Consider the following 12,880-nt stretch of genomic DNA (forward strand, 5'->3'; position numbering starts at 1 on the left):
GATCTTACGTGTTCACGACAACGTCTTTGCGCACGTAAGACCCCGCTGATTGGTCCCCCTCAAATGGGACGGCGAGAATGAGATGGTCTCCGTCATGCGCGAGCACCCGCGCGCCTTCGACGCTTCGGGCAGTACGAGATCGATCAAGGACCTCGATGATCGAATCTTCGCCGGGCTTGCCTTCAAGAGTCAGAACGTATGACTTGTTGCGCCAGGATTCATTCACAACTCGAACCCCTTTCGACTTTTGTCCGTGCTGGAAATGCGGAACTGCCGGGATGAGAGCCAGGCCCTGCTTGTGCTCAACTCGAACAACTGTTTTCCTGCCGAGCTGGAGTTGCACGGTGGGTAATGCGCGGTAGTCGTCAACCAGGACCGCGAAATTGTGCATGGTCGAGCCAATCGTGAAACGCTCGATAAATGTGCCGAGTGAGAAGAACGGGCGGAAGGAGAGTGAGTAGTTTGCAGAGGGTCTGGACTTGTTTGAATAACGTCGGAGAGAAATAACGAAGACGGTTTCTTTCTCCTTGCGGTAGAGATCCAAGTCCATTCGGTGATCGCCGAGTCGGATGTTCTTTACGCTCGCTTCTCTCCAATCCGGTGGAAAATAGGGGCTCATGTGCACAGTCTTGTGGATGACATCCGTCTCCAGTCCGAGCAACCCCTCTATCAGCGGTTGAATGACCATCGATTGTGACCATGCCTGGTGAGGGCAAACTCCCACTGGTCGAAATACCTCTCCGTGAAGGACCTCCTCCATGTTGCCGGCACTGAACTGATCGTACAGCAGCGCATTGCTCAGGAGATGCATATAGCCCTGCAGAGGTCGCAGATTGGTGAATTCCGCGAGAGAGGTCCAGCCGGTGAACAGCGGCCAGATACTTCCGTAGTGATACCCCGTGGGATTGAAGAACCGGTTGTCTTTGCCAACGATTCGTACGCCCCAATCCGAGGAAAAGTTGTCACCCGAGTATTCAGCCAGACTGTGTTGCGCTTTGTCGTGTTCCGTGCACTTGAAGTACATCCCGACGGATGGAAGGACGGTTTTCTCTTCAACAAAACTTCCGTCCCGGCACTTGGAGAAGTTGTAGAAGCCTGTGCGCGGATTCCAGAACTCCCTTTTCAACACGGTGCGCACCAGCTCAGCCTTCTCGTTCCACTTTCGTCCGAGTCGTCGTTCGGAAAGAAGCTCGGCCATGAAGGAGCTCTGCAAGAGCGCTTCTGCCCAGCAGGCATTCAGGTAGTGCTCCGCATGAGATGGGAAGAGCTGTCCCCCTTCAACCCAGCCATGTCCAACATTCGCATTCTCAATCAGATGGTCGTTGTCGGTGTCAGTTGAATAGCAATATTCTATCGCCTTGATTAACCTCGAGAACTCACTGGCTGCAAATTCGCGATCGCCCGTAGCCCTCACATACCGGCCCATCAGAACGAGATAGAGCGGAGTCGAATCAGCTGCGTCGTAGTGAGCGTATCCGCTTGTCGTCAATTCATGGAGCACTTTGCCGTCAATATCCTGATAATTGCCAAGGAATTCGAGAACATCACGGACTATTTCATGTTCACCGCAGGCCAATGCCGCAAGGCCTGTCCAAACGCTGTCCCGGCCGAAGTACCAGGCGTACCCTGGCCTGCCGCTGATGGTATGACCTCCATTCCATCCCTCACTGCTCAGTCCATAGCCGGCGACAAAGGATCGTCCCAGCAAAGGTGCCTCGACTACGAACTTGTCCAAACCGGCGATTGCCCACCGGTAGGCGTTGTTGACTTGTTCGGAGGGAGTTGCGAATCGAACGGAAGACCTTAGGACGGATCGTAATCGTGAGCGCTGTCTCCCCAGCGATGGACCTGGTCGCTGGACGACTGATCGGTACGACTGAATTGACTCCTGCATGCTTTGCCCGGAACCCGCGAAAGCGATCGTGCACTGCCTGGCTCCAGAATTGAGCGATACGCGGAATCCTAATGCCACGGCGGAGCTTTCAGTCGGGAGCCCTTTGAGTCGATCGCCTTCCAGGACTATCTCCGAGTATTGGCCAATCAAATGGTCCGTTGGCTTTCGTGATGAACCCAGGATTGAGGATGATTGGCCGGAGGCATCCGTGATGATCCCCGCATGAATTGCTTCATCCCAAGCGAAACGACGAGACCCGATCGCCCGATCACTCAACGGCCACATAGTCCTTAGATCTATGCGGGCAGACAGAACAATCTGCACTGTCTTTCTGGACCTGACACTGTAGTGAATCGCTCCACACGGTTTTAAGAGATCAGCGAAAAGAGTTTCTTCGATTGTTGCATCATTCAAGTTGTATCTGCGGGTGAGCGATTCAGGGCATATCGTCACGACGGGGGAGAGCTCGTGGCTCCATTGTGGGAGGGCTTTGCCGACTCGAAACTGAATCTTGAGATTGTCCAGTATTCGAACCGGGTGACACCAGATTTCGGAAATGCCGCCGCGTTCTCCACCCATGATCAGGACCCGCCTGCCACTGAGATCGAAAAACTGTTCAGTCAGATCCGGCGCCGCAAAATCCCTATGGATAACAAGTTCGTCCGATCTTGTCGGGAGCTTGTGCGAGGTCACCGAGAGCGGTTTGCTCCGGTGGCTGAACTCGGCAACGGTCGGAAGGGAAAAGTCCCAGTAGATGCGCTCATTCACCTTTTCTGACTTCCGCGCGGTTGGGGTTGACAGATAGGAGAAGCAATTCGAGGCGAAATGTTCCAGTTGTCTTCTGAACCGCTGTTCCGAGTCCGAAAAATAGAAGTGCGACCCGATGGACACGATCCGGCCTGCATCCAGGCTGTGCTCGATGACGTTCCGGCGCTGCTCATCGAGCTTGATGTACAATTTTTCGACTGCGACAACTCTGCCCGCAGCAGGGAGCTGATCTTCATAGTACGCAGCAGTATAGCGTCGTCCGATGTCCGGAGCCGATGTGAAGGTTCCCCCGGAAAAGCCTTTGAATATCGGATGTTGACCGAAAGCTCCGAAACCGCGGGTATCCGGATGTCCTTCGGCCCACGACTTTTCTTCCCACAGGCCGGAGACACAGATGTTCGGCCTGATTGATTCGAGGCCAAGATCCACAACGTATTGTGCAGAGGCCAGGGAAAGGAGCAGTCCCCGTCCTTTCGAGAGAAATGCCCGGATGGATCTGATCGTGCTGTCGTTTGTTGCAATCTCCGGCAGTTCAAGCGACTCGTCGAAGTGCCACCATGCAAGATCGAAGTTCAGGAGTGAGCGAGGATTCTTATCCAGGGCTGAGAAGAGAACTTTCTCTGCTCGAAATGTCTTGAGCCTCGACACGAATGACCAGGCGGAATGTTCCTCCTGGTTGAGTGTATGAGGGTCAACGATGAGAAACGCGATCTTCTTCAATGCAATTCTACCTGCATCATGTAGTTTCGTTCGAACAGTTCATTCCAAACCCAGAGATCCGTCTGGGTCTGCACTCCGAAACGGAGACTGAGCCTCTTCCCCCTTGCCAACTGTAACCCGTATCGATCGTTTCTGGGGATTCTCAGGGTGAGACGATTACGGTAAATCGTGTTGCCGGATCGGTCGAGTTTGACCGAGACCACGCTGAGTCCCGTCGATCGCAGGATGTCCCGTCGATCTTTCGGGGTATTTACCCAGTCAGAACAATCGCGAAGATAGTAATCGGCCACCTTCGCAGAATCTCCGTTATTGAGCACGCGAATTTGGAAATTGTCAAAGCCGTGGAACCAACCATCGTTGTTGGCATCGATCTGAACGAGCAGGTTTGCCGGTTGTGCAGTGAGAGCAGAGAGATAGAGGGCGGAATCGGTCCAGGCGAGATAAAATTGGGCATCCATCAAGCTGGTATGAATCGCCCCGAAGGGACAAGACTCGAGCTCGGTCACACTCTTGATTCGCTGAATTGCGGGATTCATGGGGTAGAGGGGCTCAGGGTCAACTTTGTCAAGTATTCCGTCGCTATCCGTGTCCTTCTTTGTAAGGGAGGATGATCGCGAAGATCCCATCATCACTTCTTCAAGATCTGACAAACCATCATCATCGGAGTCGCTCGAAGCAGGGTCGCTCCCCAGACGTTTCTCGTCGAATGGGAGCGTCCGGTCGTCATCTGGCACCCCATCTCTGTCGGCATCAAGCGTTGCATACAGCTTTCCAAATTTCAGAGTAAGCCAACAGGTCCTGTCTGCGTTTCTGATGATCTTTGCATTGAAATCGAAGTCTTCACCGAACCGTCCCGGCATTTTCCATGGCTGATCAGCGTGGTAGTACTCTGGAAACCCTGACATCTCCATCAGGGCGTCAATCTGATGGTGAAACTCATGCGTGATCAACCAGTCCTGACGGCTGAAGCGATCCTGGAACGGGTTGCTTGTATATCCGGCCGTCTTGCCATACTTCCATGGTGCCGGTACGCCGTACGTGCCGCCGCCGACAGCCTGCCTGATTACAACGGTGTCCTTTCTTGTTGAATCGCGTAGTGCGCTTGCTCGACGAGATGGATAGTTGAACCAGGCATAGGGACAGACCAGTCCACAATAGTCGTCGGGGTTCTTTCCATAGAAGCGAGCCGCCTTCTCGAAGTCGTGCGTTACGCGCTCGTTTGGCGATAACCAATATGGATCAGTGTCTCCGACTTCGTGCAACCACAAAGTGTCTTCAACGACGTACATGTCGAAATCCAGAACTACCTTACAGCCTGAGTTTCGAAAGTAGAACTCGCTGTTGAATGCGGTTGCCTGTCTGAGATACTCCATATCAGCAGAATCCAGAGTCCTTCCAGCGGGGACTCCGGGAAAGTGAATCTGAGGGTACTTATCCCTGTAGCTGATCGTGCGGTACACTATACACATCACTGGCAGACGTGTCAGTGATGTCATTCTTGGATCGGCGGGGGGAGTTGAGAAGCGGAACTGCTTCGAAGAGGAATACTTCCCGGGTACTGTCTTCAGGGCAGGACCAAATCTGTAGCTGTACCGCGAAAGTGGACTGAGTTTGGACAGAGAAACAGATCGCTGATTGTGATCATTGACCGCAGCATCGGTGCGCCAAGATTCTCCATCTCGTGCCACGTCCAGCCAGGCGGGACCAGAGAGGTTTGTCGTCCATGAAATCTGACAACTTCCCAGATTCCTGTCGGTGATTGCCGATGGCTGTGCCGGAGGATCATCATTCAAAAAGACCAGTTTGTCGTAGTCAGCTACGACGAGGGTGTTCCTGCCGAAGACAGCAATACCGCGAGGGGCCTTGAATCCCCCGATGACCGCAGCATCAATAGTGTTTTCAAGATGCCCGCTTGAGTTGAACACGAAAATGACTCTCGCGCCCGGATCGGCCGCAAAGAGTTTTCCGGAGTGTGAGGCAAGTGAGGTTGGAGAAACGAGCCGCTCTGAGATGGAATCGACGAGTGCTCCGGATGAGTCTGAAACCAGTATCCGCCTGCCGAGTATGGCAAATGTCTTTCCGTCGAGTCCAATCTGCTTTGGCATCTCTGGAGGTGTCTTCATCGGCTCGGCTGACAGCAGTGAGCCTTCTGCATCGATCCGAAGCAATTGTTTCAACTCGGGGTGGTAGACTTCGAGAGTCGATCCACGCTCACGGACGTAGGCAAGATGTGCGAAGGAAACCTTATCACGTTTTCCCGGTATTCGGACGATCGATGGCGGTCCGCTTGCGGAAACGCGAACTGATTTGAACTCAGACAATCCGTCGGAGGATTCAAGTCCTATGTACCCGGATACGAAAACGAGATTGGTATCGACGCCGACGATTTCTCCGTCGATGAAAACCTTGTAACGGCTATGTACGGGGTCGACGTCGATTCGAAGAGTTGTCCAGTCGGATGGTATCTTCGGAGAGTCAAAAGTGCTGGTGGCTGTGAATTCCCCTGCAGCATTGAAGTACCCGGCAAGAAAACTCTTCTCGTCGAATCGAACCATGTGCGAAAGCGCTTTTGAGGACCGATCGTCAAGGCTGAAATAGAGACCAGCACGAATGCCCCTGAGGGTTGCTTCGATCGAGAATGGCTGGTCCGCAAACGCATAGAACGAAGACGAAAGCAAATCGTCGTAATCCCTCGAATTGATCTGAAGACAATTCCCTTTGGTGTGCCAGTCACCTGTCGCAGCCTTCCATTGACGCCCGAGATCAACGCGTTGGAAATCGTCCTGGAACCAGACCGTCTGCGCAGACAGAAGGGAACTGGAAAATGCCAGAAACAAGATTATGGCGATCTGTCTCATTTGATGTTTCTTTGCTGAGAGTTCGTCGTCAACACCCGGGATATGCATAACGTCTTGAGATCATCTGATTGGGTTCTGCAACAACTGCACAATCCTATCGAGGTCTGTTCTTCCTTTTCCAGAACAAGAAGACCGGAACACCCGCGGCGAGGAAAGCAAGACCTGCTAACGACTCTGCTGGCTTTTCGAAAAGTGTATAGATCACAAAGAGTGTTGAAATCGTCACGAACAATATGGGCGTTAGTGGGTATCCAAGCGTCCTATACGGGCGCTCCGCCTGCGGTAGACGCCGTCGGAAAATAAAAATGCTGAATGCTGCGAGCGCAAAGAATATCCAATCTGTAAACACAACATAGGAAATCAGGCTTTCGAATGTTCCCCAAAACAGGATGAGCACGATCGCCCAGGCAGATTGAAGGGCAATGGCGAGCATCGGTGTCCGAAATCTTGGATGGACCTCGGCGACTTTCTTGAAGAAGAGGCCATCATTCGCCATCGCATAGTAGATCCGCGGAGCCGTCAGTGTGTAGATACCGGTTGTCCCGAATGTGGATATGAAGATCGTGATTGCAATCAGACTGCCCCCTACAGGTCCGAGAACAAGGCTGATGGCATCCGCTGCAACGCGAGGAGAAGCTGCCATCTGAGCTGGAGTCATGAGAAACATGTATGCAACATTCGTCGAGATATAGATGATCGTAACCGCGAGTGCCCCGATGATGAGCGAACGAGGGACACTCCTTTTTGGGTCTTTTGCTTCCGCTGCCGTGAAGGTCGCGTGCTGCCAGCCGCCAAAAGACCAGAGAACGCTCACGAAGGCGAGCGTCAGAGCGCTCGACAGACCGTTCGGAAGGTGTCCGAGCGGTATTGAGAAATCCGTGGTCGTGCTCGATCCCCAGCCAATACCAACTGCGATGAGAGCAACTATCCCAAGGATCTTCAGGACCGTAAACAAATCGGAGAAGATGCCTCCGGCTTTAACGCCCAGAATGTTTATGATGGTAACCAGGATGATTCCCAGTATTCCCACCAGGGTTGTGTGCTCGCCGGCAAACGGCACGAAGAAGCCGAGGTAGGTGGAAAACGCCAGAGCCAAAGCAGCAAGTGCACCGGTGTTGACGACAAGGAAATATGCCCATCCGTACAGAAAACCGACCAGCCCCCCGTACGCTTTAGTAAGAAACACATACACACCGCCCGCCCGGGGCATCATGGCACCGAGTTCTGCATATGTCAGGGCACCGCACATGGTTGTGAGACCGCCGAGAACCCAGATTCCGAGAATCCAGACAGGAGAGGGGAGCGCTTTTGCAATGAGTGCTGGTGTAAGGAATATTCCGGAACCGATGGATGACCCTATAGCGATCATGGTCATGTCAAAGAGGGAAAGCTCACGCCGGAGATCTGCCATAAGGGAAGTCGATTGTCGCTGGTGATATTATTGTTGGGGGATTGTCGTGAACTATATCTGTATTTGGATAGCCTTGCCAATGACACTTTCGGCATGATGTTCGCCATCGAGCCAAACCGTGAATCGTGATCTCCGGACGTCCACCCGGAGATATCTGCCTCGCACCAGGACATTGTCAACAGTAACGGAGTCGAGGTTGAATGGGAATGGATCGATGAGAACAGAAAACTCTTCCGGTCGTATTCCACACACATACTTCAGGATGAGGTCGTTTACCCAGGAATGCTGGTAGTCATCAATGCCGCGGTAGATACTGGGCGTTCCTGATTCGGGATTGTAGTGCTCGAAGCAGTTCGGGCGCCGGGGATCTCCGTCGAAGAACATCAATCTAACGTACTTCGTCATGAACTCAGCCGCCTTCTTGCGCAGTCCTTTGTCTGAGAATGCGATCGCCGCGGCGGCGAGGACTTCTGCTATGTGGCTGTTCGTCATCGGCCAGACCCGCCCGTTCCACGGACAGTTCATGCGCTTGCCTTTCCAGGTGGGAGAGGCTGAAAAGAACTCATCATCCGCACTGGAGGAGGGAACGGGGTAGGGCGTCCAGAATTCTTTCTTGTTTAGAAGATGACGCTTGAGTCCGGGGAGATGACTCCTGTCTACGATGTCGGTGAAGTATGGATAGAAACACGTGGCGGCCTTTACCAGGGTCCGATTTCCAGAGGCAGGATCGACATCAAAAAACATCTCCTGCTCGGAGTCCCACATTCTCTCGAGTACAGCCGTCTTGATCTTCCCGGCTTCGATTCTCCATAGCTCGCTTTCGTCGGTTCTGCCAAGTGTCTCGGCAACGGCCGACAACGCCCGTTTGAGCTCGTACAGATAGACGGTAACATCGACTCCCTTGAGTCTGAATGCTTCGCCCCAATGTTCCTCGTCGGCCCGTGGATTGACCGCCGTATACCTGTGCATGTATTCCTGGCCCGTCTCATAATGATTCTCGATGTCGTACAGTCCGCTGATCTCTTCGTCGCGTTCTTTGTCGAAATAGCCGGCGTACTTCTTCAGCCCTTCGTACACCTGCCCCAGGTAATCCGCGGAAGGATGCATGGCGTGAAGCTGAAGCAAGGCATTTCCCCAGTTCGCGTGGTAGAACATTTCCTGCCGGTAGTGGTTCATATCGATGTAGCCACGGAACCCGCCATCATCGCGTTGGTTGTCGATAAATGTCAGAAGGCTTCCGCGGGCGAGCTCAGGATCGTGCATCCAGCGGTTTTCCAGGATATGGCATTGAGCACTGTACGAAATGGGAGCGCGAAAATAGCCGATCCCCTCACAGACAAAAGGACGTTTGTAGTTTCCATCATTGCCGTACTGGGTGTTAAGTTTGAGTCCGTACCATCGATACCAGTAGTAGCGAGTCAAGAACTCGTCCGAGGAATTAAAATGGGGGACAGAGGCGAAGTGATCGTTCCAGCTGATTCTGCTCAGTTCGGCCGGATTGTTCTGGCGGAGAGCCGCACGTACGTTGCCATAGGTCTCATCGGACGAGGGGGAAGCCGCGAAGGCTATTGGTATTTCAGCTTCCATTCCTGGTTTGAGCGTGATCTCTGTGTGAAGTCCTGCATAGATGAGCCCCTCCTGTTCCGATCCCGTAATCTCGCTGGTGTTCTGCAATCTCCCTTCGTGAAACGTCTCGAACCAGGGAGTCAGAGCCCAATGAGGCTGGACAGCAGTCCGCTCGCTGAGACTGACGGAATAGGATTGGTTCGATGCACGCATTGCAAGCGCGCAGGCAATTTCAACGTGCGGTGCCACCGAGGGACGTACGAATTTGGTGAACGCAATTCCGTCACGACCCCGCTCCACGTCGGTTATCCAAGCCGATGATTTGGATGGGACGATTTCCTGAATGGTCCATGCCACGAGGTGAAGGCGGAGTGTATTGCGTGAGCGGTTTTTCAATGTGACGACACTGAGCGCTACATCGTTGGGAAGAAGGGATTTTGTTTCCAGCACCTGAACATGCCGCGCATCTCCTTTGAGCGTACAATCGTATTCCTGGGTCATGAAAGCCGGATTCCAGGTTCGTCTGCAAAATGTAAGTGGGGACTCCCGTCCCGCGTCATCGAGAATCGCCCAAGTGAACAGAGGTTTGATCTCATAGTTATAGTAGTGCGCTTCATCCCAGAATCCGGGGAAATCAAGAAAGAGAGGGAACGTGGGAGCCCATAGCAGGCGATTTCCGCCGCCGAGGTACCATTTGTCGTTTCGCTCAAGATAACGGAGCAGGTCGATTTTCTTCATGTCATTGTTCCGTCCTTAGAAAAGGAAGACTTCATCCCTTCAAACCGGTCATGGTGATCCCTTTGACGAAGTACTTCTGTGCCGCAATGAACACCACAACGACGGGGAGCATAACAACTACGGCTGCGGCCATCTGATGTGGCCAGTCGGTTGTGTACAGGTTACTGAAATTAGCGATTCCGACTTCGACGGTCCTCATGTCGGTCCGGTTCGTGACGATCAGCGGCCACAGAAAGTCTTTCCAGCTCCCCATGAAGGCGAAAATTGCAAGCGTCGCAAGAGCGGGCTTAGACAGAGGAAGGATCACCCGGAGGAAGATCGTGAGTTCCGAGGCGCCATCGACGCGCGCTGCATCTTCGATATCCCTTGGAATTGTCAGAAAGAACTGGCGCAGAAGAAATATCCCCCACACGCTTGAGACTGTGGGAGTGAACAGCGCCCAGTAGGTGTTCATCCAACCGAACGTGTTGATGAGGAGAAATGCCGGAATGATTGTGACCATCGCCGGTATCATCATGGTGCTCAGGTAGAGGGCGAAGATTCTGTCTCGCCATCGGAAACGGAGCCGCGCAAAAGCGTATGCCGCCATCGAGCAAAACGTGAGCTGCCCGATCACGGAAGCAGCAGCAACGATGAAAGAGTTCAGGAAGAATCGCCCGAACGGTTGGAGCGTCATTGCCTCTCCGTAATTCGACCACTTCAACACGGAGGGGACAAACCGGGGCGGGAATTGATACACTTCCAATTCGCTCATGAGCGAAGTACTGAGCATCCACAGAAAAGGGAGGAGCATGGAGAGCGCGAGCAGAACCAGGCCGCCATAAATCAAAAGTCGGTTCAAACGCTTCATCGGCACAGTAACCTGACTATTTCACTGGATTGATTTGTTCCCACACGTGTGGATCTTCATGGCCCAAACGCCAAACGGAGATGCCTCTGAAATGGTATTTCTTCACCAGGGCGAGTTTGGCGGCCATCGACCGTGCGTCTTCCAGGTAAATGTATTCGTTGAGGAACTCATTCGGGTAGACCGCATACGATACCTTCTCGCGATCATCCCACTTCCACGTTGCATTGTTACGCTCAGCGAGTGCCATTGCTTCGGCATAGTCGAGGCTTTTTCCCCAGGCGTGGGCTGCATTGTTCTGATATTCGGGCTGCCAGACTCTGGAGTAGAAGGGGATTCCGAGAGAGATCTTCCCGGGCGGTACCCCTTTCATCACGAATTGAATGATTGCTTCCATCCATGGTACACCCGCCACCGGCCCCGGGGTCGTCCGATGCGTGTGCTGTTCATAGGTCATAAGCGAAATGAAGTCGCCAATCTCCGCCAGGGCCTTGTAGTCGAATACGCCTCGCCAGTACTCATAGATCCACTTGTGGAATTCAGTCGGACCGATGTCCTCAGATGACCTCGGAACGACGGCGACACTGATTGCGTAGCCGTTCGAGTGGAGGGCTGCTGCCGCCTGACGGTAGAAGTCTGTAAACGCGTCCTTGTCCGAAATATGGATGTTCTCAAAATCGAACTGAAGGCCGTAGTATTTGTTCTCTCGGCATACGCGAACCATGTTGGAGACACCCCGAGCCCGGGCAGCGGAATCATGGAGAAGCGCATGAAACGAAGGCTGATCGAAGCCAGGGTTCACCACCAGGGGCATCACCTTGACATTGTTTTTTGAGGAGAGCTCGAGGATCCTCCGATCAACGGAGCCCCACATGTTTCCGTGCTCATCCAACACCGCAATGATACGACTCCTATATCGCATGACGGTTTCCTCCGGTTGTGCGGATCTTTTTAGTCGCCGAAGCAGATGCCGAGGTCTCTTGCTGTAAGCATCGTGTCGCAGTCAAGCGGGACTTTCTTCATGCGCCTCGTCGCCTGCTCGAGCGGAACATAGCGAACTGTCGGCGGATCGAGCGCAACCATGACCCCGGACCTTCCCTCCTCGAGAGCGCGCACGGCAGCAGCCCCAAATCTGAGCGAAATAAGGCGGTCAAATGTAGTAGGGGACCCCCCTCGCAGGAGGTGTCCGAGCACCACGCACCGCGATTCGCGTCCCGTGAGTTCCTGAAGTTCAGCGGAAACCCGCTCACCGGCTCCTCCAAGGCGTTCCGCCCGGCCAAGCTCTTTGGAAACAACTGAAACGGTTCCACCCTTTGGCTTTGCGCCCTCGGCAACAACAACAATAGCGAAGTTGCGTCCGCGTGAATATCGGTCTTGAATCTTGTCAGCGACCTTCTTGAGGTCGTAAGGGATTTCCGGTATCAAGATTGCATCCGCAGTGCCCGAAACGCCGCTGTTCAGAGCGATCCATCCGGCGTAGCGTCCCATTACTTCGACAACCATGACTCGTTGATGTGCCTCAGCCGTCGAGTGCAGACGGTCAAGGCACATCGTTGCAAATCCAACTGCGGTGTCGAACCCGAATGTGATGACAGTCTTTTCGAGATCATTGTCGATTGTTTTCGGTACTCCGACAACTCGCAGCCCTTTCTGTGCGAGCGCGTTGGAAATCGTGAGAGATCCGTCTCCGCCGATAGAGATGAGGGCGTCAATTTTTTCTTTCTTGAATATTTTCACCAGCTCGCCCGTCCGATCTTTCTCATACATTTTCCCATCCCTGCCTTTGACGGGATACTTCATCGGATTTCCTTTGTTTGTCGTTCCAAGGATTGTGCCGCCAAGGTGCGTGATGCCCCGGACCCGGTCTCTTGTCAGTGGGATGAGCCCTCCATCGGGATATTGTTCAGGGAGTAGAAGTCCGTTGTAGCCGTCTCTGATGCCGATGCATTCCCAGCCACGGTCGATAGCAGTGATCACCGCTGCACGAATGACTGCATTGAGCCCGGGAGCGTCTCCGCCTCCGGTATTGATTGCAATGCGTTTGATAGGCTTGAGTGCCATACGTATCTCCTTTGAAA

At 53.4% G+C, this 12,880-nt stretch carries 7 protein-coding genes; all 7 read right to left on the bottom strand.

Annotated elements, in window-relative coordinates:
- Positions 1–4: 4 nt before the first annotated feature.
- The 7 genes from NTU47_17725 to NTU47_17755 all read right to left on the bottom strand — a co-directional run bounded on the left by NTU47_17725 (position 5) and on the right by NTU47_17755 (position 12,863).
- Complete coding sequence (locus NTU47_17725; GenBank protein MCX6135650.1) at positions 5–3,382, bottom strand: GH116 family glycosyl hydrolase; 3,378 nt, start codon at positions 3,380–3,382, stop codon at positions 5–7.
- Positions 3,379–6,240 (bottom strand): hypothetical protein, encoded by a 2,862-nt coding sequence (locus NTU47_17730; GenBank protein MCX6135651.1) that lies wholly within the window; start codon positions 6,238–6,240, stop codon positions 3,379–3,381. The genes NTU47_17725 and NTU47_17730 overlap by 4 nt, the downstream gene beginning before the upstream one ends.
- A gap of 94 nt (positions 6,241–6,334) precedes the next feature.
- Positions 6,335–7,651, bottom strand: a complete 1,317-nt coding sequence (locus NTU47_17735) for an amino acid permease (protein MCX6135652.1) — start codon at positions 7,649–7,651, stop codon at positions 6,335–6,337.
- Between the two features lie 51 nt (positions 7,652–7,702).
- Complete coding sequence (locus tag NTU47_17740) at positions 7,703–9,955, bottom strand: trehalase family glycosidase (protein MCX6135653.1); 2,253 nt, start codon at positions 9,953–9,955, stop codon at positions 7,703–7,705.
- Between the two features lie 31 nt (positions 9,956–9,986).
- On the bottom strand, positions 9,987–10,796 hold the full coding sequence (locus tag NTU47_17745; protein MCX6135654.1) for a carbohydrate ABC transporter permease: 810 nt from the start codon (positions 10,794–10,796) through the stop codon (positions 9,987–9,989).
- A 25-nt stretch (positions 10,797–10,821) separates the two neighbouring features.
- Positions 10,822–11,724: a glycosyl hydrolase family 18 protein gene (locus NTU47_17750; protein MCX6135655.1), complete on the bottom strand. Its 903-nt coding sequence runs from the start codon at positions 11,722–11,724 to the stop codon at positions 10,822–10,824.
- Between the two features lie 29 nt (positions 11,725–11,753).
- On the bottom strand, positions 11,754–12,863 hold the full coding sequence (locus NTU47_17755) for an ATP-dependent 6-phosphofructokinase (protein ID MCX6135656.1): 1,110 nt from the start codon (positions 12,861–12,863) through the stop codon (positions 11,754–11,756).
- Between the last annotated feature and the right edge of the window lie 17 nt (positions 12,864–12,880).

Source organism: Ignavibacteriales bacterium (assembly GCA_026390595.1).
Classification (GTDB): domain Bacteria; phylum Bacteroidota; class Ignavibacteria; order UBA10030; family UBA10030; genus UBA9647.